At 70.7% G+C, this 23,308-nt stretch carries 17 protein-coding genes and 1 pseudogene; 9 read left to right on the forward strand and 9 right to left on the reverse strand.

Annotation, left to right across the window (positions count from 1 at the left end):
• Window positions 1-220: 220 nt before the first annotated feature.
• The gene (locus WMF19_RS08825) at window positions 221-2,002 is read right to left on the reverse strand and encodes a hypothetical protein (protein WP_437898675.1); all 1,782 of its coding nucleotides are present in this window, start codon (window positions 2,000-2,002) and stop codon (window positions 221-223) included.
• A 464-nt stretch (window positions 2,003-2,466) separates the two neighbouring features.
• Between WMF19_RS08825 and WMF19_RS08830 the strand changes: the two genes are divergently transcribed.
• Window positions 2,467-3,312, forward strand: a complete 846-nt coding sequence (locus WMF19_RS08830; RefSeq protein ID WP_437898676.1) for a ketopantoate reductase family protein — start codon at window positions 2,467-2,469, stop codon at window positions 3,310-3,312.
• A gap of 8 nt (window positions 3,313-3,320) precedes the next feature.
• Here WMF19_RS08830 and WMF19_RS08835 read toward each other — a convergent pair whose 3' ends face one another.
• The 7 genes from WMF19_RS08835 to WMF19_RS08865 form a co-directional block, all read right to left on the reverse strand.
• Entirely contained in the window at window positions 3,321-4,205 is an 885-nt protein-coding gene (locus WMF19_RS08835; RefSeq protein ID WP_437898677.1) for a LysR family transcriptional regulator, read from the reverse strand.
• Between the two features lie 118 nt (window positions 4,206-4,323).
• Entirely contained in the window at window positions 4,324-5,823 is a 1,500-nt protein-coding gene (locus tag WMF19_RS08840; RefSeq protein WP_437898678.1) for a hypothetical protein, read from the reverse strand.
• A 300-nt stretch (window positions 5,824-6,123) separates the two neighbouring features.
• Window positions 6,124-7,620 carry a hypothetical protein gene (locus WMF19_RS08845; protein WP_437898679.1) on the reverse strand — a complete coding sequence of 499 codons (1,497 nt, stop codon included), beginning with the start codon at window positions 7,618-7,620 and terminating at the stop codon, window positions 6,124-6,126.
• A 48-nt stretch (window positions 7,621-7,668) separates the two neighbouring features.
• Window positions 7,669-8,613, reverse strand: coding sequence for a hypothetical protein (locus tag WMF19_RS08850; RefSeq protein ID WP_437898680.1), 945 nt, complete (start codon window positions 8,611-8,613; stop codon window positions 7,669-7,671).
• On the reverse strand, window positions 8,610-9,239 hold the full coding sequence (locus WMF19_RS08855; RefSeq protein WP_437898681.1) for an RNA polymerase sigma factor: 630 nt from the start codon (window positions 9,237-9,239) through the stop codon (window positions 8,610-8,612). The genes WMF19_RS08850 and WMF19_RS08855 overlap by 4 nt, the downstream gene beginning before the upstream one ends.
• Window positions 9,240-9,280: 41 nt before the next feature.
• Window positions 9,281-10,468, reverse strand: a complete 1,188-nt coding sequence (locus tag WMF19_RS08860) for a hypothetical protein (RefSeq protein ID WP_437898682.1) — start codon at window positions 10,466-10,468, stop codon at window positions 9,281-9,283.
• A 312-nt stretch (window positions 10,469-10,780) separates the two neighbouring features.
• Complete coding sequence (locus WMF19_RS08865) at window positions 10,781-11,791, reverse strand: SDR family oxidoreductase (RefSeq protein WP_437898683.1); 1,011 nt, start codon at window positions 11,789-11,791, stop codon at window positions 10,781-10,783.
• Between WMF19_RS08865 and WMF19_RS08870 the strand changes: the two are divergent.
• The 3 genes and pseudogenes from WMF19_RS08870 to WMF19_RS08880 form a co-directional block, all read left to right on the forward strand.
• A pseudogene (locus tag WMF19_RS08870) lies at window positions 11,738-11,908 on the forward strand (helix-turn-helix domain-containing protein); the annotation flags it as partial. The gene WMF19_RS08865 and the pseudogene WMF19_RS08870 overlap by 54 nt on opposite strands.
• 60 nt (window positions 11,909-11,968) lie before the next feature.
• Complete coding sequence (locus WMF19_RS08875; RefSeq protein ID WP_437901607.1) at window positions 11,969-12,541, forward strand: MmyB family transcriptional regulator; 573 nt, start codon at window positions 11,969-11,971, stop codon at window positions 12,539-12,541.
• Between the two features lie 253 nt (window positions 12,542-12,794).
• Window positions 12,795-13,925: a hypothetical protein gene (locus tag WMF19_RS08880; protein WP_437898684.1), complete on the forward strand. Its 1,131-nt coding sequence runs from the start codon at window positions 12,795-12,797 to the stop codon at window positions 13,923-13,925.
• Between the two features lie 88 nt (window positions 13,926-14,013).
• Here WMF19_RS08880 and WMF19_RS08885 read toward each other — a convergent pair whose 3' ends face one another.
• Window positions 14,014-15,642 carry an N-acyl-D-amino-acid deacylase family protein gene (locus WMF19_RS08885; RefSeq protein WP_437898685.1) on the reverse strand — a complete coding sequence of 543 codons (1,629 nt, stop codon included), beginning with the start codon at window positions 15,640-15,642 and terminating at the stop codon, window positions 14,014-14,016.
• 414 nt (window positions 15,643-16,056) lie between these two features.
• Here WMF19_RS08885 and WMF19_RS08890 point away from each other — a divergent pair, with 414 nt between their 5' ends.
• The 5 genes from WMF19_RS08890 to WMF19_RS08910 all read left to right on the forward strand — a co-directional run bounded on the left by WMF19_RS08890 (window position 16,057) and on the right by WMF19_RS08910 (window position 23,055).
• The gene (locus WMF19_RS08890; protein ID WP_437898686.1) at window positions 16,057-17,133 is read left to right on the forward strand and encodes a glycosyltransferase family 2 protein; all 1,077 of its coding nucleotides are present in this window, start codon (window positions 16,057-16,059) and stop codon (window positions 17,131-17,133) included.
• 88 nt (window positions 17,134-17,221) lie between these two features.
• A complete protein-coding gene (locus tag WMF19_RS08895) occupies window positions 17,222-17,860 on the forward strand; it encodes a methylthioribulose 1-phosphate dehydratase (protein WP_437898687.1) in 639 nt (212 codons plus the stop codon).
• Window positions 17,857-18,399: a 1,2-dihydroxy-3-keto-5-methylthiopentene dioxygenase gene (locus WMF19_RS08900; protein WP_437328316.1), complete on the forward strand. Its 543-nt coding sequence runs from the start codon at window positions 17,857-17,859 to the stop codon at window positions 18,397-18,399. Before WMF19_RS08895 ends, WMF19_RS08900 begins: the two co-directional genes overlap by 4 nt.
• Window positions 18,396-19,097, forward strand: a complete 702-nt coding sequence (gene mtnC, locus WMF19_RS08905; protein WP_437898688.1) for an acireductone synthase — start codon at window positions 18,396-18,398, stop codon at window positions 19,095-19,097. Before WMF19_RS08900 ends, mtnC begins: the two co-directional genes overlap by 4 nt.
• A 55-nt stretch (window positions 19,098-19,152) precedes the next feature.
• Complete coding sequence (locus WMF19_RS08910) at window positions 19,153-23,055, forward strand: protein kinase domain-containing protein (protein WP_437898690.1); 3,903 nt, start codon at window positions 19,153-19,155, stop codon at window positions 23,053-23,055.
• The last annotated feature ends 253 nt before the right edge of the window (window positions 23,056-23,308 follow it).

A 23,308-nucleotide genomic window follows, 5' to 3' on the forward strand; every position in this document is an offset into this window, starting at 1 on the left:
TTGCTGGTGGTTGAGGCGCTCCTCCTGCCGACGATCGACGATATCGAACATCGCGCGACACCGCAAGGTGCCCTGCTCCCGGGCGCCGGAGCCCCGGCAGCCCCGCCGGCGAGCCAAGCGATGTTCGTGAGCTCGACGCTCGGCCTCGTCCGGTCATCAGCTGTCCGGGGCGTTCCCTCGTTTGCCAGCACGCCCGAGAGTGGCGCTGTCGCAGCAGCCCTCACTTGGGCTCGTCGCGCTTCCGGAACCACTTGGAGAGGTAGCGCTCTCCGAGGTCGATGAAGGCTTCGCGCATCATGGCCTCGTAGACGATGGCTTCGAGGATCCCAGGGCGCGGGGAGGGGGGCTGCTGCTGGATGAGCCCGGCCGGGACCCGCCGCGCGCTCTTGTGGCTCATGAGCAGCGGCTCCGCGTCTCCGGGCAGGATGAACTCCGCTTTGAAGAAGAACTTGAGCCCCATGATGATGATCTGCGGCTTCTTGCTGGCATGGGCGATCCCGGACGGCTCGACGCGATAGCTCACCACGAGGGAGGGGGAGGTCACCGAGAGCTGCTCCTCTGCGGAGCCCTCGAAGGGCGGGCCCGGCTCGAAGGTGACGAGCTCCGGCTGGAACCCCCGCGCGAGCCCCTCCGCCAGGGCCGTCGCGGTCCGCTTCTCCTGGGGATCGAGGCGGGTCGCATCCACGTAGCGCGAGGGCAGGGACGCACCGCCGCTGAACATCGGGATCTTCCGGACGATATCGTCGGCGCGCTCCATGTCCTGCGACGGAAGCCGCCGGAAGCGGACCTGGACGGCCGGGCCGCGGAGGCCCTGCGGCGTGCTCCTGGGCCCCACGCGCTCCGCGTAGGCGAGGAGCCGCCGCGCGAAATCCGCGTTCTGCTCGCTCCCTTCGGGCATCTCGCTCTTGTACCGATCGAGCGCGCGCACATAGAGCGCGTGCCTGGCGTCATTGAAGGCCTTGTCCAGGCCGTGCTTCGGATAGCGCTCCGCGAACGCCAGCAGCGCCGCGAGCGTCCCCACCTCCCGCGCCCGCTCGAGCTCCGCGGCGAGCACGGCGCGGCGGGCCGCGGCGACCTCGGCCTGGATGCCCGTCCTCGGGTAGGCGCGGATGAAGTCGTCGATGGCCTCCACCGAGCCTCTCGCCGCCGCGAGGCGCAGCTCGGCCCGCGGCAGCAGCACCTGCGAGACGGCGTCCCCGTGGCCGCGGCCGCGCGTGAGGTAGCTCTGGTACGCGGCCACGTCGTCGCGCTCCCGCGCCGCGGCGTACATCCGAGCGTCGCTCATCCGGTTGCGGAGGAAGAAGAGCCCCAGGCCGAGGGCCACGCCGACCGCGGCCGCGAGGAGCCATGCATAGCTGTGCCACCCCGGGGCCTCGCGCGAGAGCGGGATGGGCGACGCGAACGGGCTCTCGATGGCAGGCGGCTCGAACGGATCGAGCCGGCGCAGCTCCGCGGGGTCGGGCTTCGCTTTCATGCGGCTGCACGCCGCCTCGACCTCCCGGATCACGTCGCCCGAGCGCGACGGGTCCTCGAGGGGAAAGGCGTGCTGCGTGCCGCCGAACGTGAGGACCACGGCGCCTCGAGGGGTCGCCGAGACGCGCGAGAGCTCCGCGAGCGAGAAGACCCGGAGCCTGTGGTCGCGCGCGTCGACCAGGTTCGCGGGGAAGACGAACAGGCCGGGCGTGAACGGCAGCGTGATGAGGTCGGCGTTGTAGGCGAGCGCCCGGAGCACGCCGATGACGGTGGTCGCGGCGAGCAGCACGTACGCGGCGGCCGCCGCCGTCGGGTGGAGCGCGAGAGCGCTGTTGACGTCGCCGAAGCCGGCCGCACAGAGCGCCGCCAGCAGGAGGCCCGCCGCCGCGCTGACCGCGAGCCAAGCCACGATGGTGTGCCGAGTCCCGAACCGGCTGACGATCGGCGCCGGCGCGAACCGCCCGCGGAACGCCTCGATCACGCCGTCCTGAATGGCACGCGGAAGCTTGTAGAAATTGATCTCGTTCATCGCGCTGCTCCCACCCGGCGCCGGAGCCTGGCGCCCTTCCACGCCTCGACCTGCCGATCGACCCTAATGCATTTCGCCCCGAGCTCCGAGACCGGAGATGGCAACTCCTTGCAGCAGGAGTGTGCAGCAATGCATCGACTTCTGCTCCTCTGGCACTTGTGCAGTCTCGTCGGCGCGGGCGCTGCGTCTGCGACGAGCCCCGGGAGGGCGGCTGGAGCGCGCCGGGGCTGGCGGCTCCGGCGCCGCCGCTCCCGGGAGCGGCGCACCGGGCCGCAGCGGCGCCGGCTGGTGCACCTTCGATGGCAGGAACGCCTCTTGCCGCAGCCCATGGCGGAGCCTCGCCGCCGGGTCGCGGGCGGAGCGCCACCGCGCCGTGCGCCGTGAGTGTCATGTTGCAAATTCGCAGATCCGATCGGCATGGGTATGCGTTCCTGACGCCAGCGCCCATGGGTATCTTCTCTGCCATGAAGATCGCGATTCTGGGGCCTGGCGCCATCGGGAGCACGTTTGCGTGGCATCTGTCGCGGGCTGGGCACGACGTCACGGTCGTGGCTCGCGGCGCGCGCCTCCGCTGGCTCGAGGAGGAGCGGGCCATCGTCCGAGGTGACGGCGAACGCGCAGGCGTGACGGTCGCCTCCTCGCTCGACGCCGCCACGCCGTGGGACCTCGTGCTCGTCACGGTGCTCTCACCGCAGGTCGCGGCCGTGCTGCCGGCCCTGCGCGCGAGCGCGGCGCGGCGCGTGATGTTCATGTTCAACACCTTCGAGCGGCTGGAGCCGCTGCGCGACGCCGTCGGGGCCGAGCGATTCCGCTTCGGGTTCCCGGGCGGCGTGTTCACGCTCCTCATCGACGGTCGGATTCACCCGCAGGTGCGGGCGGGCACCACGGTCGACGACGCCGACGTGGCGGAGCTGTTCAACGCGGCCGGCGTCCCCACGGTCGTCGAGCGCGACATGCAGAGCTGGCTTCGCAGCCACGCGGCGATGGTCGCGCCGCTGATGTCCATCGGCGTGATCGTCCATGCCCGCGGCGCGGGCGTGACGTGGGAGGAAGCCGCGACCCACGCGCGCGCCTTCGCGGCCGGATTCGAGATCGTGCGCGCCCACGGCAACGCCATCCTCCCGACGGCCATCGGCGTGTCGGCGAGGCTCCCCCGCCTCGTCGTGACGGCGCTGCTCTGGATGATGAGCCGCACGAAGATGTCGAGCGATCTCGGCAGGCTCGGGGCCGCGGAGCCCCGGATGCTCATCGACATGATGAACACAGCCGCTCCCCAGCTCGCGGCCCCGCTCCTGGCCATCCGGCCGTAGCGTCCAGCTCAGCCGAGCTGCCGGCGCGTCTCCGCTTCGATCTCCTTCACCACCACCCGGACTCGCGGCGTCCTCCTCGCGTCGCGATGAAAGGCGAGGAAGACGTCCACGTGCGGAGGCGACGCCTCCAGATCGAGCTGCACGAGGCCGGGAAACGTCCTGCCCTGCATCTCGCTCAGCAGGCCGATGCCCATCCCCTCCAGCACCGCTTGTTCGATGGCGATCGCGGAGTTCGAGCGGAACACGAAGCGGCTCGCGCCGTACTCGCGGAGCCACACCTGATGGGGCAGGCGATCGAGCGAGTCGTCGAAGCCGACCCATTCATGCAGCCCGGCCATGTCGCGCGGGAGCTTCGCGCCCGGGAGCCTCCGGTCGACGTAGGCGCGCGACGCGAACAGCCCGGTGCTCGCTCGCCCGAGGAACTTGGAGACGATCGACGGCGACGTGGAGCGGACGATCCGGATGCCCACGTCGGCCTCTCCGCGCGCGAGATCGGCGACGCGCGACTCCGAGATGAGCTCGACGGCCAGCGCGGCGTGCTTGGCGCGCAGCCGCGCGAGCGCCGGCACGATGGGACGGATGAAGCCTTCGGGCAGCGACACGCGCACCGTGCCCGAGACCTCCGCGTCGCCCCCGTCGCGGACGAGCGACGCGAGCCCGAGCTCGAGCTCCTCGGCGAGCGCCACCAGCCGGAGCGCGTGAGCGTCGAGCCGCGTACCGTCGTTGGCGCGATGTACGATGGGGCGTCCGAGCGTGCGCTCGAGCGCCTCGACGCGGCGAGCGACGGTCGAAGGCGCGACGCCGAGCGCCTTGCCGGCGGCGAGGAAGCTCTTGTCCCGGTGGACCGCGAGCAAGATGCGGAGGTCGTCCCACGAGGGGGTCCTGGTCTTCATCTTCGCAAAACGACCCTCGCACGAGTCGCGGCGGCCGTCATCGTCGGCTGCACCTCAGGTCAGCGGCGGGAGGAGACATCCACCGCGGCCGCCGCCTCTGCTGCCCCCCTGCATAGAATCACGGCGCCGCGACGTCGAGCTTCGTCACGACATTTGCGCCCCAAGCGCTCGCATTCACGGCACCGGCGTCTCGCCCCATGATGGCGACGTTTCCCTCAGGATCCACGGCGAGGCCCTGCACTTTGCTGAGCTCGGGGCTGAGGATGTGGGACCACGAGATATGCCCATCCCTGTCGAGCCGCACGACGAACTGCCGCTCGGCTCCGTCCTCTGCGCCGAGCGCCGTGCCGTCGGCGTCCAGGGTACCGGTGACGCTGCCCGCAACGAAGGTGTTCCCGAGAGCGTCGACGCCGAGGCTCACGGCTCTGGATGCAAGGCTGCCCTCGATGAGGCGGCTCCAGAGGTGGTCTCCATGAACATCGAACTTCGCCACGAAGGCATTGTCGGATGAACAATTCGCGCCGACCAGCGGTCCGCCGCCGAAATCAAAGTCGCAGCGCGCGTTCCCGGCGAGGAACATGTTTCCGTCTCCGTCCACCGCGACGCCAGCAAGGCCGTTATGGGAGTCCGAGGCTGATCCAGGATGGAGAGGAGCGGTCAATTCCTGACTCCAGATAGGGTTTCCCGAGGCGTCCAACCGCGCGAGTTCGAACCGCGCGAGTTTGCCTCTCTCTGATCCGTCATCGACGATGTCCGAATCGTCGGCCGCGAGCACAATTTGCCCTGAAGTGTCGACGGCCATGATGGCGCCTGGCATGTACCTGCCGCTGCCGCGCGGGGAGAACTTGCTCCAGACAAAATTCCCCATCGCGTCGAACTTTGCCACGTAGCCTCTCGTCGGGTCGTAGTCACTCTGTATCCACGGTAGCAGACCTCCCCCGAGATCGAGGTCCCCGACGTATCTTCCCATGAACACCACGCCGCCCGTCGTCGGATCCACCGCGATGGATGTGATGTTCCAATCTGCTTCATACCAGGGGTTGAGGCTCTTGCTCAAGAGGGGGTTGCCGGCGCTGTCGAGCTTGTCCAGGAATATGTCCCACCAGCCCGAGGAGCGCCCCGAGGAGCGTACGAGGAACATGTTGCAGTCCGCGTCGAAGACGATGTGATGGCCGGCCTGCGGGTTCGAATCATCGCCGAAGAGCTTGCTGAGGGTGGGGTTGCCCGCGGCGTCGTACTTTGCCAAGAGGGCGTCATCGTATGGCGAGGACCCGGGCATGCCGACGTCCGACACCGTGTGCCCTGTCATGCCGAGGTTGCCGGAAGGATCAAAGGCGATGCCAGTGATCGCCAGCGGAGAGGTGCCGCTCGTCGCCGCCGAGCCGTCCAGGCTGAAGGGACGGGAGGCCACCGGCGCGCTGCACCTGCTCGACGAGCCGCCCGCGCCGCCGGAACCCGACGAGCCGCCCGCGCCGCCCGCGCCCGAGCCATCGGGGTCGAGCGACTGCTGGTCGGGGTCGAGCTCACCGATCGGCACGCGAGCGATGTCGCACCCAAACGTGGCGGCTGAGAGAGCGAGTGGGAACAACAACGAGAGTACACTCTTCAGGAAACGCATGAACAACATCCTCCATGACCAGGCGATCCCTTTCCCGGCGCTTTTGATCACGGTATCGTATTTGAACAGCGACCCACCTTGCTGATGAGGTAGGCGATCGAGCGAGTCGTCGAAGCCAATCCATTGTTCCGATGGACCGCGAGCAAGATGCGGAGGTCGTCCCACGAGGGGTCCTGGTCTTCATTTTCGCAAAACGACCCTCGCATGAGTCGAGGCGGCCGTCGTCGTCGGCTGCACGTGAGGTCAGCGGGGGAGGAGACATCCAGCGCGGCCGTCGCCGCTGCTGCCCCCTGCATAGAATCACGGCGCTGTGACGTCGAGCTTCGTGACGATATTTCCGCCCCGGATGGTCGAAGTCACGGCGCTGGCGTCATGCCCCAGAATCGCGACGTTTCCTTCCGGAGCCACGGCGAGGCCCTGCACGCTGCTGAATTCGGGGCTGAGGATGTGGGACCACGAGATATGCCCATCCCCGTCGAGCCGCACGACGAACTGCCGCTCAGCTCCGTCCTCTGCGCCGAGCGCCGTGCCGTCGGCGTCCAGGGTACCGGTGACGCTGCCTGCAACGAAGGTGTTCCCGAGAGCGTCGACGCCGAGGCTCACGGCTCTGGATGCAAGGCTGCCCTCGATGAGGCGGCTCCACACGGGCCATCCATGATGAACATCGAATTTCGCCACGAAGGCATTGTCGGATGAACAGTTCGCGCCAACCAGCGGTCCGAGGCCGAGGTCAAAGTCGCAGTGCGCGTTCCCGGCGAGGAACATGTTTCCCTCTCCGTCCACCGCGACGCCAACGAGGCCCTCGTGGGAGGCCGAGGCTGATTCATCATGGAGAGGAGCTATAAAGTCCTGATGCAAGACAGTGTTTCCCGAGGCGTCCAACCGCGAGAGTTCGAACCACGCCCGTTTGCCTGAACCGTTATCGACGATGTTCGAATTGTCCGCCGCGAGCACAATTTGCCCTGAAGTGTCGACGGCCATGAAGCCGCCTGGCGTGTACTTGCCGCTGCTGCGGGGGGAGGGCTTGCTCCAGACGAATTGTCCCATCGCATCGAACTTCGCCGCGTAGGCTCTCGTCGGGTTGTCGTCATCCTCTACCCACGGTAGAAGACCTCCCCCGAGATCGAGGTCCCCGGCGTATCTTCCCATGAACACCACGCCGCCCGTCGCCGGATCCACCGCGATGGATGTGATGTTCCAATCTGCTTCATGCCCGGCGTTGAGGCGCTTGCTCCAGAGGGGGTCGCCGGCGCTGTCGAGCTTGTCCAGGTACATGTCGAACCAGGACGAGGTCATGACCGAGCGTACGAGGAACATGTTGCAGTCCGCGTCGAAAACGATTTGCCTGCCGGCCTGCCGGTTCGAATCATCGCCGAAGAGCTTGCTGCGGGTGTGGTTGCCCGCGGCATCGTACTTTGCCAAGAGGGCGTCGTCGTATTCCGAGGACCCGGGCATGTCGAAGCCCGACACCGTGTATCCTGTCATGCCGAGGTTGCCGGAGGGATCAAAGGCGATGCCAGTGATCGCCAGCGGAGAGGTGCCGCTCGTCGCCGCCGAGCCGTCCAGGCTGAAAGGACGGGAGGCCACCGGCGCGCTGCATCTGCCCGACGAGCCGCCCGCGCTGCCGGAACTCGACGAGCCGCTTGCGCCGCCCGCGCCCGAGCCATCGGGGTCGAGCGGCTGCTGGTCGGGGTCGAGATCACCGATCGGCTCGCGAACGATGTCGCACCCAAACATGGTGGCTGAGAGAGCGACCGGGGACCACAACAAGGAGAGTGCTAGCTGCGAAAGTCGCATGATCGAGAATCCTCCACTGCCCGGCGATCTCTCTCCACGCGCTTTTGATCACGGAATCGTATTTGAACAGCGACCCACCTTGATCATGCGTGGCGCCTGAGCGGAGCGCGGGCTCCGCGCGACGAAGGCGCACGCGTGCGACGCGGCCTCCGCGATGCGCCCTCCGGCCACGAGGGCGTCGACGCGGAGGACATCGCGCTCGATCGCGAGGCTGCCCCCTGGAAAGCGCGCCGCGTGCTCGGCGGTGAGGCGAAGGGCGAGCGGCACGTCTCCACGCTGGAGGGCCGCTCGTGCGGTATCGATGAGCCGGAGCTCGTCCGATAGAACGGAGTTGGGTAGAACGGAGGTGGGTGCCGCAGGGGACTGCGCGACCTCCTCACTGCGGGGTTCTCGTGGAAGGGGGTCGACGGCGGGGACGGCCGTCGCCGCAGGAACGGAGGAGGGGACCTGGCGCGCGAGCCCGGTCCCCTGGGACGCGGGCGCCACGTTCGTGATCGACGCCGCTGCGCGCGGGGCGGGCGACGCCTCTGCGCGCGGGGCGGGCTCGGTGGCAGAGGCGACGGCGGGCTCCGCCTTCGCAGGCAGGGCGGGCTCCTCCTGCGTGGCCTCCAGCGTGGCCTCCTGCGTGGGTGACGCGGTTGCCGGCGCCACCCCAAAGGCCTCCGCCGCGCGAGGCGGGCGCACGGGGGCTGCGGATACGACGGCGTCCGCGTGATGGGTCGCCGCCACATACGCCCCCCCGAGCACGAGGGCGACGGACGTGACGCCGACGGACGCGACGAGGACCGCCTTCAGGCCGAGCGCGTGAGCGGCCTGCGCCGCGATCCCCCCGCTCGCCTTGGCCGTGCCGACGCCGAGGCTCGTCGTTGCGGCCGCAGTCGCGGTCCCCGCCGCGGCGGCCGCGAGGGCCTTTGCGCGGAGCGAGGAAGGCGCCTTCGCCGCCCTCCCGGCGCGCAGCAGCGCGCGGTCGAAGTCGTCGTACGAGTCGCTCACCGTCGCCTCCCGCCGCTCACCGGCAGACCCCTCTTCAATTGCTCCGTCGCTCGCTTCCACGCTTCACGGGCGCGGCGGAGCCGTGACGCCACGGTCCCTGGCGGCAAGTCCAGCAGAAGGGCGATGTCCGCCATCGTCTCTTCTTCGATCTCATGGAGCACGAACACCGCGCGAAGCCCGTCGTCGAGCGCCTCGAGCGACGCATCCAGCAGCCTGCGCGCGCGGGCCTCGTCGAGGCGCCTGTCCGGCTGCTCGCCCGTTGGCGCGGAGGGCTCTCCCTTGAGCTCTTCGTGACGCGCTCGCCGGGTTCGCTCGCGTCGGACCATGTGAACCGCGACCGAGACGAGGTACGAGCGCTCTTTGCCGGGAAGGATCGCGTCGAGGCGCGACGCCGCCACCACGAACGCTTCCTGCGCGATGTCCTCGGCCGCCGCCTCGCCCACGCCCATCCGGCACGCGAATCGCCACAGGAACTCGAGGTGCGACGCGAGCTCTTCGAAGCGTGCCTCGCGGGCGAGATCGGTGGTGGACCCACCGGGGGAACGCGCCTGCGCGTCGACGAGTCCGCCCAGAGGGCGAGCCAGGCACAAGGCGGAGGAAACGGGGGCGTCGTCGGTGGCGATCACGAGGGGCTCATCCCAGGCGATCCGCGAGGCCCCCGTTTTGATCACGGAAAAAATATCCCGACGGAAAGCGCCGCGTCGAGCCGCACGGCGGGCGCCTGATAGGCCGTCCCGCCGTGCACGAAGTAGAACTCGTCCCGACGGAGGGGCAGCGCGGCCGCGATCTGCCCTTCCACGAAGGACCATGCGCCAACCAGCGCGCGCATCCGTGCGCCGGCGCCGGCCTCGAGCCACGGGCGCCATCGGCTGTCGACCTTCGGGGCTCCCTCCCCCGAGGCGAGCACCGCGCCCACATCGAGCATGATGTAAGCGCTCACGAAGACGTGATCGCCGAGGGATGCGCCGAGCGGCGCCAGCGAGGCACGAGCGGTGAACCAGGTGAGATTCACCGCCGCTCCCCCGCCGAAGACGGTGCGTGGCAACGTCGCCCCCATGCCGAGCTCGGCCCATGGAAAGAACAGCCGACCCGATGCGAACCCGCCCGAGAGCCGCGCTCCTGCTGGCCCTTCGTAGAGGGGCGTGGCGACGAGGCCGAGCGACGTATACAGCTTCGTCGCGGGTGTGGTCTCGCGAGCCGTGGCTCGCGACGGTCTCGCCGGCGATGCTGCGGAGGTTGGGCTGCGCTTGCGGGCTGTGCCTTTCGATGGTCTCGCCGGCGGCGCTTTTGGGGTTGGGCTGAGCTCGCGGGCTGTGCCTTTCGATGGTCTCGCCGGCGGCGCTTTTGGGGTTGGGCTGAGCTCGCGGGTTGTGCCTTGCGACGGTCTCTCCGGCGGCGTCAGGGAGGGAGGCTCGGCGCGGGAAGGTTCGACCTGGGCCTGCTCGTCCTCGCCGGCCATCGTGACGACCAGCCCGAGCGCCGAGGCGGCTTCTGCGCAGGAGTCTGCCACGATCGTGCGCGCCTCGATGGCGCCGTGAGCGCCTTCTCCCGAGATCTCGAGCGTCACCGCGCTCGGCGGTTCCGCTTCGCGCACATGGACCCGCAGCCGTACCGTGGAGTCGGCGTCCACGCGCCCTCCGCGCAGCGCGGCTGCCGCCCGCACCGCGTCGAGCGTCACGCAGCGCTGCTCATCGAGCTCCACCGCGGCCCCCACGTTCGCGGCGTGGGCGGCCTCCGCTCGTACAAGGACGAGCCATCCCACGACCGCGATCGCGCCCTGGCGGACATTGCCCAGCGCGCGCACCCGACGAGGAGCGCTCGACGAGGCGGGGACTTTCTGAGATCGAGGTGCCACGGGTCGGGAGGATAAGACGAACAACACGGCTCTCGCAGCACCGGGCGTCTTGCGTCGGCGTCACCCTTGCGCGGCCGGAGATCGTCGAACGCCCCGCGCCGGCGGCCCGGATTTGCAGGTCCCGCGTGGAGGGACCGACGGCGTACCAGGTGAGCAGAGAGCCTCCACCATCGCACGCCAACTCGATCCAGGACGCGCCTGGCGCCGCCGCCCGGGGGAAGCCGCACGGATCGAGCATGACGCCGCCGGGGGTGACCCGTGGGGGCGTGTCGTCAGCAGGCACGAACAAGCCCTTGATGGCTGCACGGTAGATCAGAAGTAGTGAGCGCGCATGTCGTCGAGCAGGCCGGGCTGCTCCGTCTTCCAGCCGAGCAGCGCACGCGTCGCCTCGCTCGAGGTCCGGTTATCGAGCCCGACGACCATCGACATCCATCCGAAGTGAGCGCCTGCCTCCGCGGCAGGCACGCTCTTCGTCGGCACGCCGGTGCCTTTGCTGATCGTCTCCGCGATCGCGCGCATCGTGATGCCTTCCTCGGCGGTGCCGTGCAACACGGATCCCGGCGGTGCGCTCTCGACGGCAAGCCGGTACAACCGCGCCGCGTCGTCGCGATGCACCGCGGGCCAGTGATGGTTGCCCTCGTCGACGTAACCAGCGGTCTTCTTCTCGCGCGCCATGTTGATCAGCATTGCGATGAAGCCCTTGTCGCCGGCGCCGTGCACCGTCGGAGCCAGCCGGATGACACTGCCTCGCACTCCACGCTTCGCAGCATCGACCACGAGACGTTCGGCCTGCAACCGGACCGAGAGCGGCGAGCTCGCCGGCGACTCGTCCGCCTCGAACGCGACCTTGCCGGGCTTCGAAACCACCAGCGTGCCGTTCGTGCCGACGAACGCCTTGTTCGTGCCCGCCATCGCGTCGAGCATCGCGCGGATCGCGTCGCGATCGATCTGGTTGATCCTCGGGAAGTCCGAGAAGTCCATGTGGAACGCCAGGTGGATCGTCGCATCGGTCGCGCGGACGCCCTCGACGAGGCCTCTCGGGTCCCTGATGTCGCCGCGATAAACCTCCACGCCCTGCGCCTTCAACTTGTCGGCGCCCGCATCGCTGTGCGCCATGCCGAGGACGCTGTGGCCGGCTCCGCGCAGCTCCTTCAGCACCGCCGTACCGATCCAGCCGGTCGCGCCGGTGACGAACACTCGCATTGACTTGGTCATGTGAGGACCGTACGCTCGGATTGCTCGTCCGAAAAGACGGGCGCCTATACTGGTATGGCGACTACCACCCTCCCCACGTTCCTGCGCGACCGCCGTGAGCGCGTCCATCCCGGAACGACCGCGCGCCGACGCACCCCCGGGTTGCGCCGCGAGGAGGTCGCCGCTCGAGCCGGCGTGAGCGTCACGTGGTACACATGGCTCGAACAAGGCCGCGGCGGCGTGCCGTCGGACGACGTGCTCGAGCGCCTCGCCCGCGCCCTCGAACTCGACGACACGAACCGCGAGATGCTCTTCCTGCTCGCGCACGACCGCCCGCCGCCGCGCAAGCCCGCGCCGCCCGTGGCGGTCACGCCGTCGCTCCAGCGCGTGCTCGACAACCTCTCGGTCCCCGCGTTCGTGAAGACGCCGACGTTCCAGATCGTCGCGTGGAATCGCGCGGCGGTCGCGGTGATTGGCGATTACGCGGCGGTACCGGAGCGCGACCGCAACTTGCTGCGCCGGGTCTTCCAGCCGGGTTCAGAAAACAAGGTGCACAATGTCGAAGACGTTCGCCGCATTTGCCTCGCGTCGTTTCGCGTCGACATCGCGCGCGCCGGCCAATCCGACGAGGCGACGGCGCTGATCGACGAATTGATGGAGACGAGCCCCGACTTTCGCCGCCTGTGGGACGAAGGTGAGATCCGGTCGCACGGCGGGTTCCAGAAGCGGCTCGTCCGTCCCGATGTCGGCGAGATCGTGCTCGAGTCGTCGGTGTTCCACGTCGAAGGCAGCGACGGCCTCTCGATGTTCGTGTTCTCACCCGCGAACGAGGCAAGCGCGCGCGCCATCGCGCAGCTGGTCCAACGGTCCGGAGCCTGATCGAGGAGCCGCGCGAGCTGGTCGCTCAAGCGCTCGTGGCATAATTCGTCAATGGTGGCGCAAACGTCGGCGCCCGTGACGATGTGGCCTCGATCCGTGCGGCTTCGCCAGCCCTCACCCCAGGGCATCGCCCGGGCATATACTGGGTGGCGGAGGTTCGGTCATGCCGGTGCGTAGCAGGCGGGTTTGGTACTGGGCGCCGATAATGGCGGCAGGGCTCGTCGCAGCAGGAGGCCCATTGGCTTGCGGTAGGGTGCTTGTTGACGATCCTGGCATCGCGGGCGACAGGGAAGGGGGAACCTCCTCCGAGGTCGACGGTTCCGTGGGGGCGGGGAACGAGGCGACAGGAGGAGGAGTTGGGGGAGCTGGCGCGGGCGGAACCACGGGCAACGGCTCCGGCACGGGTGGCCTGTTCGGGTCGACCGGGGCGAGCGACGGCGGCGCGGGAGCGAACGCGGGCGGCATGGACGCGGGCAGCACGAGCGGCGGGGCTCCGGATGGAGCCGGCGGGAGCGCGGGGGCGCCCGCGGAGCTGGACTGCGCCACGGCGCGGCCGAGCTCGAGATCGCTCGATTTGAAGTACCAGGTCGATGTCGACGACTTGCCGCTCATCTCGGAGGTCCAGGGGGACCTGATGCTCAGCGAAGGGGTGAATCGGCTGCACCGCCTCGGCTGTCTGCGGCACGTCACGGGCACGGTCACCATCCGGTACACGCGTAACCTCCCCACGCTCGAGGGGCTCGAGCGGCTCGAGTCCATCGCGACGGCCTTGACGATCCAGAACAACGATACGCTCGCGAGCATGACGGGGCTTCAAGGCCTGAAGACCGTGGATGGCGCATTGAACATCCGTTCGAACCTCCGCCTCGCTGACCTGGACGGACTCGAGCGTCTGACGACGGTGCGCTCTGGAATCCAGATCGAGAACAACCCCGTCCTGGCGAGCCTCGCCGGGCTCCGCAACCTGACCGGCACGGGCGCAGTGGCGCTGAGGTCCAACCCGGCTCTCAGGAACTTGCAGGGCCTCGAAGGCGTGAGTCAGCTCGCCAACCTCCTCGTCCGCGGAAACGCGGCGCTCGAGAGCCTCGAGGGGCTCTCGGCGCTCGAGACGATCCACCAAGATCTCACCATCGGGAGCAACGCCGTGCTCACGTCCATCGATGGACTTTCTGAGCTCCGGGCGATCGATCAAAATCTCATTATCTCGAACAACCCGGAGCTCACCAGCCTCGATGGACTTTCTTCGCTCGAGCGGATCCACTACGGTCTCGAGATCACGACGAACCCGAAGCTCCCCACCTGTGAAGCGGAAGAGCTCCGTGAGCGGACCGGCGTTCCACAAGCGTCCGTGATAGGCAACGACGACTCGGCGACGTGCCCCTGACTGCGGGGCTTCCCCTCCGCTTTCAAGGCGGCGGCGGGGCGGACGCCTCCCGGCAGATCACGGTCAGCGAACGGCATGGCCGGCCCGCCTACCTGCGCAGGAGGCGCCCCTGCCGGGTCTTGCTGGTCAGCACGCCGTCCTGCGCCACCACCTCGCCTGTGATCAGGACGGCGCGGATCCCGGACGGCGGCGCGTCGGCCCGCCGCGGCGTCGTGTTGTCCGCCACCGTGGCCGGATCGAACACGACGAGATCCGCCCAGTGCCCGGGCAAGATGCGCCCCACGTCGCGGAGCCCGATCCGCTCGGCGGGCAGCGAGGTCATCCGGCGCACGGCCTCCTCGATCCGGAACAGGCCGAGGTCGCGGCTGTAGTGACCTAACACGCGGGGGAACGTGCCGAACGACGCCGGGTTGTGCCGGCCGCGCCGGGTGAGGATCGCGTCGGTCTCGAACGCGCAGAGCGGGTGCGAGAGCACGGCCCGGAGCGGCTCGTCGTGCGCATCGACCCCCGAGTACGTGTTCAGGAGGACGCGCGCCCTGCCGTCGCTCACGCGGGCGACGTGCACATAGGCGTCGAACTCGCTCGCGCCGAGGCGCCCCGCGATCGCCTCGAAATCGAGGCCCTCGAGCTCCACGAGCTCCGGCGCTCCGCCCCAGAGCAGCCGGATGTCGGCATAGGAGAGCCCGAGGAGCCGCCGGAACATCGCGAACTCCCGCCGGAGCCGGCGGAGGATGGCCGGGTCGTCGATGCGGGCGCGGAAGTCGTCGAGCACCCAGGCGGGGAAGAGGGCGTTCACCGTGGTGTTGCCGACCGTGTAGGGGAACGCGTCGAAGGCGGCGTCGACCCCTCTGTCCACGGCCCGCTCGATCGCCCGGAGCACCCACGGCACCGTGGGCCACGTCCGCCGGCCGATGAAGATCTGGTGCGAGAGCTGGATCTTCGCGCCGCTCTCCTCGGCCAGGCCGAGCAGCTCGCGGACGGAGCGGAGGTTGTGCGGCGGGCCGAGGAGAAGCGGCCTGTAGAACGGCGATATCCACGTGTAGGCCCGGCCGTGGACCGTGAACACGCCCCCTTCGTCGGCCACCGTCCGGAGCAGCGTCAAGAGCTCGTGCCTTCGCGCGAAGACCCCGGGCGTGTACGCCAGCCCGGCCGAGAGCCCGAACGCGCCCTCGCGGATCGACGCGCGCGCGAGCGCGCAGAGCGCGTCCATCTGCTCCGGGGTCGGGGGAGCGGCGCTGTTGCCCATGACCGCCTGGCGGAGCGTGCCGTGGCCGACAAGGAGCGCCGCATTGACGAGCAGCCCGCCGGCCTCGAGGGCGGTCAGCAGCTCGCCCATCGAGCGCCACCGATAGGCGAGCGCTCCGTCCTTCAGGATCTCCGCGGAGTGCTCCACCAGCGGAATCGACGCCTCGGTGACCGGGGCAGGGGAATGACCGCAATTGCCCGCCACCACGGTCGTGATGCCCTGGGCGACCATCGGCGCGAGGACGTCCTCGTGGTCCGGCAGCGCGAGGAGCCAGTCGATGTGCGAGTGAACGTCGATGAAGCCGGGCGCGACGGCGAGCCCGCTCGCGTCGAGCGTCCGCCCTCCCGCGAGCGCGCCTGGCCCGGCGATCGCGGCGACCCTGCCCTTCTGGATCCCCAGGTCCGCCATGTAGCGAGGCTGGCCGCTGCCATCGAGGATCGTTCCCCGCGAGATGACGAGATCGAAGTCCATCTGCACGCCTCCTCGAGAAGCTCTGTCGCGGACCACGCGGAACCGTGGGAAGCCCACGGAATCGGGGCGTGGCCGTGCTGCGGAGCATGAGCTCCGCGCGGGCCGTGCGCTCCCCGATTCCTGGCTCGTTGGCCCTCGTGCCCCGGCGGACGCGCCCTTCGGCCGCTGCCCTGCCAGCACGAGGCCGAGCTCGCCTGTTCGCGTTGGCGTTGGCGTTCGCGTCGCGCGCCCCTCGCATGAGCTCGCCGGTGTGCAGCCCGAGCCCAGCGGCCTGCCCCGGCCGGGTCCAGGCCGCGTCGCGCAGTGCAGTTCGCTCCGGGCGACCCCGCGAGAGCGCCTGGCCCCGCGATTGTATCTGCTGCTGTCGCAGTCCTGCGTCGGGTCGACTCGACCCGCGAGAGACCGGGGGAGTCCATGGATCGAACAGCGAGCGCGCCTCGAGGCGGGCGTCTCTCTCTGCGCCCGCTCGCCGAGCGGCCGCGGTGCAGCATCGTCATTCCCTGTTACAACGAGGAGCGCTACATCGAGGACGTCCTCCGCTGCGCCCTCCAGCAGCGTTATCCTCCAGAGCTCCTCGAGATCTTCGTGGTCGACGGCGGCTCGACCGACAGGACACGGGAGCTCGTCGGCCGCGTCGCGGCCAAAGATCCACGGGTGACGCTCCTCCACAACCCCGACCGGATCCAGGCGGCGGCGATGAACATCGGCATTCGCCGGGCGCGAGGTGAGGTGATCGTCCGGATGGACGCCCACGCCGACTACGCCGGCGACTACGTGGCTGCGTCGGTCGCGGCGCTCCGGAGGACCGGCGCCCTCAACGCGGGCGGCGCGGCGCGGCCGCGCCACCGGAACGGCTTTCAGCGGGCGCTCTGCGTCGCTCTCTCGAGCCCTCTCGGCGTGGGCGGCTCGGCGTACCGGGACCCGTCGCGCGAGGGGTTCGTCGAGTCCGTGTTCAACGGGGCTTTCCGGCGGGAGGCGTTCGAGATCGCCGGCCTCTACGACCCGGCCGCCATCACCAACGAGGACGCCGAGCTGAACCAGCGCATCATCGAGGCCGGCGGCGCGGTCTATCTGTCCCGGGAGATCGTCGCCTATTACTACCCGCGGTCGTCGTTCGCCGCGCTCGTCCGGCAGTATTTCTCGTATGGCAAGGGGCGCGCGCGCACGCTGCTGTGCCGCCGCAGGTTCCTGTCGCTCCGGCCGGCGCTGCCGTTCTGCATGGTGACGGCCGGAGCGTTGCTCGCGGTCGCGTCAGCGCTCCTGCCGGCGGTCCGCCCGGCGCTGGCGCTCGCCTCGCTCGCCTATGCCGCGCTCGTGATCGCGGAGTCGCTCCGGCTCGCGCGGCGCGCCTCGCCGCGCGATTTCCCCCTGCTCTGCGCCATCTTTCCCGCTGTGCACGCCGCGCACGGGCTCGGTTTCTGGGCCGGCCTGCTCCGCGGCGCGAGGGGCGGCGCCGGCCGGCGCGACGCCGAGCGCCTTCCGGCGCCGTGAGCGCGAGCCGCGCGGCGTCCCGGGTTCAGCGGCTCGAACGGCGGCGCGGCGCGTTGATCACCCGCGTTCGCTTTGGTATGTTTGCGCCGTGAGCGTACGCGGGACGTCGTTTGCATCGTTCTCCTCGGTCGCGGCCGAGCTCATCGAGCTGTCCCGCTTTTGCCATGAGCGCGGCTGGACGCCGGCCACGAGTGGCAATTTCTCTGCGCGGCTCGGCGACGGCACCCTCGCGATCACGGCGTCCGGGCGGCCCAAGGGCGCGCTCGGCGTGTCGGACATCGTGGTCGTCAATGCGGACGGCCGCCTGACCGGGCCCTCGGCGGCCCGCCCCTCGGCCGAGACGGCGCTGCACTGCCAGCTTTACCGGCACGACAGCGAGATCGGCGCCGTCGCGCACACCCATTCGCGGGCGGCGACGGTGCTGTCGCGGCGGTGCGCGCAAGAGGGGTACGTGACCCTCTCGGGCTACGAGGTGGCGAAGGCGCTCTCCGGGATGACGACGCACAGCGCCACGGTGCTCCTCCCCGTGTTCGTCAACACGCAGGACATCCGGAAGCTGGCCGAGGACGTCGATGCGTTCATGTCGGCGCATCCGCCCGTGTACGGGTACCTCATCGCAGGTCACGGGCTGTACACGTGGGGATCGGACATCGCCGGCACCATCCGCCACATCGAGGCGATCGAGTTCATGCTGGACTGCGCGCTGCTGGAAGGAGGGTTATCATGAGCCGATTGCGTGTTTACCGGGAGAGCGACCCGACGAGGGCCGACGAATACACGACGCTCGAGGACATCGCCCGCGTCGCCGCCGGGGCGCAGATCCGCTTCGAGCGCTGGTCCGCCGAGCGCCCGCTGCCGCCGGGGACGGCGCAGGAGCAGGTGCTCGAGGCGTACGCGGGGCCGGTGAAGCGGCTCTCCGAGGCGTGCGGGTTCGTGACGGCGGATGTCGTGTCGGTGTCGCCGAGCACCCCCAACCACGCCGACCTCAGGCGGAAGTTCCTGGACGAGCACATCCACACCGAGGACGAGGCGCGCTTCTTCGTCGAGGGACGAGGGCTGTTCTGCATCCATCACGGCGAGCGCGTGCTCTCGTTCCTCGTCGAGAAGGGCGATCTCATCAGCGTACCGGCCGGGACGCGGCACTGGTTCGACATGGGGCCGGAGCCCTCGTTCACCTGCATCCGGTGGTTCTCCGACCCGAGGGGGTGGGTCGCCGAGCACACCGGGTCGGACATCGCGTCGCGCTTCCCGCGGCTCGAGGCGTGAGCGTGGCGGCCCCTGCGCGCGCGGTGCTCGTCGACATCGAGGGGACGACGACCGACGTGCGCTTCGTGCACGACACGCTGTTCTCCGTGGCGCGCCGGGATATGGCCGCGTACGTCTCGGCGCACGCCGGGAGCCCGGAGGTCGAGGCAGCCCGGCGCGCTGTCGCGCGCGAGCGGGGCGAGAGCGAGCAGGCGGTGAGCGACGGCGAGCTCGCTGCGGCGCTGCTCGCGTGGATCGACCAGGATCGCAAGGAGACGACGCTGAAGGCGCTCCAGGGCAAGATCTGGCGCAGCGCCTACGAGTCGGGGGGGCTCCGGAGCCACGTCTACGCAGACGTGGCGCCGGCGCTGCGGAGATGGCGAGACCTCGGGGTGACGCTCGCCGTGTTCAGCTCCGGGTCCGTCGAGGCGCAGGAGCTCCTCTTCCGGCACACGACGGCCGGCGATCTCACCGGCCTGTTCACGGCGTTCTTCGACACGACGACCGGGCCGAAGCGAGAGGCGGGCGCTTACCAGCGGATCGCGGAGGCGCTCGGGCTGCAGCCGGGAGAGGTGCTGTTCCTGTCCGACATCGTGGCTGAGCTCGACGCGGCGGCGGCGGCGGGGATGCGCACGGCGCAGCTGCTCCGGCCGGGGACGGCGCGGGACGCGGAGAGCCGCCACGCCGTCGCGGAGCGCTTCGACGACATCGCGCCGTAGCTCGCCGCTCGTTCCGCTTGGCGCGTGAGTGAGCGTGGGGACATCCTTGGCGCGCATGCTCCACGGCAGACTGCTCGCCGACCGGTTCGAGGTGGTCGACCTCGCGGGAACGGGAGGAATGGGCACCGTCTACCGGACCGTGGATCGCGCGAGCGGCGATGTCGTCGCCGTGAAGCTGCTGGGCGATGTCGACGCGCAGGCAGCGGCGCGCTTCGGTCACGAGGCGCGGGCGCTCGCCACGCTCGATCACCCGCACGTCGTGCGTTACGTGACGCACGGGGTGGCGCCTACCGGGGAGCCTTACCTGGCGATGGAGTGGCTCTCCGGGGAGAGCCTCTCGGCCCGGCTCTCGCGGGGACCGCTGGACGTGGAGGAGAGCGTCGCGCTCGTGCGCGCGGTGGCGGACGCGCTCGGCGCGGCGCACGCGCGCGGGATCGTCCACCGCGACATCAAGCCGAGCAACCTGTTCCTTCCGGGCGGGGCCGCCGACCGGGTGAAGGTGCTCGACTTCGGCATCGCCCGGCTCTCGGGCGCCTCGGCGCGGCTGACGCGGACGGGGGCCCTCGTGGGCACCATCGGCTACATGGCCCCGGAGCAGGCCAGCGGGGAGCGCGCGCAGCTCGACGCGCGCGCGGACGTCTTCTCGCTCGGGTGCGTGCTCTTCGAGTGCCTGACGGGTCGTCCGGCGTTTCAAGGGCGGCACCTCATGACGATCCTGACCAAGCTCCTCCAGGAGGAGCCGCCGCGGGCGAGCGCGCTGCGGCCCGAGGTGCCGCAGGCGCTCGACGAGCTCGTGGCGCAGATGCTGGCCAAGCGCCCGGCGGAGCGCCCGGCCGACGGCGCGGCGGTGGTGCGCTGCCTCGACGCGCTCGGCGCCTCGACGGCGGGCGGCGCTCGCTCCAGCCTGGCCGCCGTCGAGCTCGTGACCGCCGCGGAGGTGTGGCTCTGCTCGATCGTGGCCGTCGGGCCGACGGACGTCAGCGCGCCGGCGTCGACGGGGATCGTGCCTGCCGATCGATCGCAGCGGAGCGCGGTCGCCGCCGTCCGGCACGAGGCCTCGCCCCTGGGCGCGGCCGTACAGGAGCTGGCCAGCGGGGCGGTGGTGGCGATCCTGGCGGCGGGGGCGGGCGCGGGCAGCGCGACCGACCAGGCGGCGATCGCGGCCCGCTGTGCGCTGCGGATCCGCGCGTCGGTCCCCGGAGCCAACGTCGTGCTGGTGACGGGGCGCGGCGAGGCGACGGGACGATCGCTGCTCGGCGAGGTCCTGGACAGGGCGGCCGCGCTGCTCGACGACGCGGCCGCCCGGGGCCGCCCGGGCCGGCTCCGCGTCGCGGTCGACGCCGTGACGCGGGCCCTGCTCGACGCGCGCTTCGAGGTCGCGGAGCAGGACGGGCTCTCCTGGGTGGAGGCGGAGCGCGAGGTCGCCGACGGCGCGCGCAGGCTGCTGGGCAAGCCGAGCCCCTATGTCGGGCGCGCTCGGGAGCTGCGCAGCCTGCTCGATCTCGTCGAGGAGAGCTTCACCGAGCGGCGCGCCGCCGTGGCGCTCGTGACCGCGGCCGCGGGGATGGGCAAATCCCGCCTGCGTCACGAGCTGGTCCAGGCGCTGCGGCCGCGCCACCCCGAGCTCGTGCTGGGCGTCGGCAGCGGGGACTCCATCGGCGCGGGCTCCGCGTTCGCGATGCTCGCCGGGTCGCTCCGGGGCGCGCTCGGGATCGCGGCCGGCGAGGCCCCCGAGGCGCAGCGGGAGAAGCTCGCGCGGGCCGTGGGGCAGCTGTTCGCAGGGGAGCAGCAGCGGCGCGTGGCCTGCTTCCTCGGCGAGCTGCTCGGCGTTCCTCTCGCCGACGACGGGCCGATGCTGCGGGCCGCGCGGCAGGACCCGGCGCACATGGCCGACCGGATCCAGGAGGCCTACCTGGACTACGCGCGCGCCGTGACGAGCGCGCGGCCCATGCTCGTCGTCCTCGAGGATCTGCACTGGGGAGATGCGCCTTCGGTGAAAATTTTCGATCACGCGCTGCGGGCGCTCTGCGAGCGCCCCTATGCGGTGCTCGCGTTCGCCAGGCCCGAGGTCCACGAGCTCTTCCCCCGGCTCTGGGTCGAGCGAGGGCTCACGGCGATGCGGCTGCGCGAGCTGCCCGCGCGGGCCGCCGAGCAGCTCGTGCGCGGCGCGCTGGGCGCGTCGGTCGAGCCGGGGACCGTGGCGGCGATCGTGGAGCGGGCCGCGGGCAACGCCTTCTACCTGGAGGAGCTCGTCCGGGCCGTGGCGGAGGGGCGCGGCGGTGCGTTGCCGGAGACGGTGCTGGGCATGGTCGAGGCGCGCCTCGCGGCGCTCGAGCCCGAGGTGCGGCGGCTGCTCCGGGCGGCGAGCGTCTTCGGGGACGTCTCGTGGATCGGCGGCGTGAGCGCGCTCGTCGGCGCGCGCACCCTGGCGTCGGGGGCGAGCGACGCGGACGCCTTGGCGGAGCTCTTCGATCGCGAGATCCTCGAGCGCCGCCCGAGCTCGCGCCTCGCGGGACAGGAGGAGATCGCGTTCCGTCACGCGCTCCTGCGGGAGGGGGCTTACGCGATGCTCACCGAGCGAGACAGGGCTGTCGGGCACAGGCTCGCCGGGGAGTGGCTGCTCTCGGCAGGCGAGCAGGACCCGATGGTGCTGGCCGAGCACTTCGCGCGGGGCGGGGACGGGCCGCGCGCGGGGGGGTTCTACCTGCGCGCCGCCACCCTGGCGCTCCACGGGGCGGACGTGCAGGCGGCGCTCGCGGCGGTGGAGAAGGGGATCGCCTGCGGGGCCGAGGGCGAGCCGCTGGCCGAGCTCCACCTGCTCCGGATGAACGCCTTCATCTGGACCGACGACGCCGCGCACGCCCACGCGAGCGCGCTCCAGGCGCTCGAGCTCGCCGCGCCCGGGAGCCTCCTTTCCTGGCGTGCCCTGAGCGGCGCGATGTACTGCGTCGCGCTCTGCGACGACCGGCGGGCCGTGGAGGTGCTGGTCCCGCGCCTCCTGGCCGAGGAGCTCCCCGTCGACGTCCTGAGCCCGGAGCTCGCGACCCGGATCGTCTTCAGCCTGCTCTGGGACGGGAGGACGGCGCTGGCGGAGCGGATCGTGCGCCGGCTCGAGCTCGTCATCGCGCCGGCCGTCGAGGGCGATCTCCATGCGGCGCTCTGGATCGAGTTCACCCGCGGCTTCTGGCGCTGCCATGCGGCGCGGGACCTGTGGGGAGCGCTCCAGGCGAACCTCGCCGCCGCGCGGCGCGCCGAGTCCCTCGGCAGCGGGCTGTTCGTCCCCTGGGCGTGGATGCTGGTGGCGATCGATTACACGAGGCTCGGCGACATGGCCGCCGCGGACGAGTGCCTCGATCGCGTGCTCGCGACCGAGGGCCTGCTCGACTACGTGTTCACGACCTCCGTGACGTGCCGGATCGTGTCGCTCCTCGAGCGGCGCAGGATCACCGAGGCGCTGGAGATGGGCGGCCGCCTGCTCCAGCACATGCTCGCGCGCGGCGATCGCAGCCGGAGCGTGATCCCGCGGCAGCTCCTCGCCGAGGGGCGGATGCTCCTCGGCGAGCTGGCCCGGGCGGAGGAGGAGCTCTGCGCGGCGGGGGATCCGGTGGCGATGGCGCCCTTCTCCGGGGCCGTGCATCTCTCGTTGTTCGCCGAGATCCGGCTGCAGCAAGGGCGGACGGAGGAGGCCTGCGCGATGGCCGGCGAGGCGCTCGCGCTCCAGCGGCAGGCCGGCACGGTCTTCCTGCTGCGGCAGGAGGTGATCCCTGCGCTGTACGCCGAGGCGCTGCACGCGAAGGGCGACGCCGAGGGCGCGCGCGCGGTCGTCCGCGAGGAGCGCGCGGCGCTGCTCGCCCGTGCGGCGAGGATCGAGGATCCTGCGTTCCGGAGGAGCTTTCTCGAGAACGTGTCCGCGAACGCCCGGACTCTCGCGCTTGCGCGCGCGTTGCTCGGGGAGTGAGCTCGGCCGGCTGCAGCGGAGCCAGCGGTGGAGGGCGTGCTGCGCGGGGGGGCGGCGGGGCTGTCCCACAAACTCGCGCCTTTTGGGGGGCTATTGCCTTGTACGCGGGAGGCGAGATCGGGGGGCGACCGGCTGCGCTGCGGGCCGGCGCTCGGGGTTTGTGGGGGCCTGCCCCGCCGCCCCCCCGCGCAGCACGCCCTCCACCGCTGGCTCTTTCCAGGGGGGCCGCCAGATCGAGGTGCTGTAGAGTGAC

Origin of the sequence: Sorangium sp. So ce124 (genome assembly GCF_051525235.1) — a bacterium.
GTDB lineage: Bacteria > Myxococcota_A > Polyangia > Polyangiales > Polyangiaceae > Sorangium > Sorangium atrum.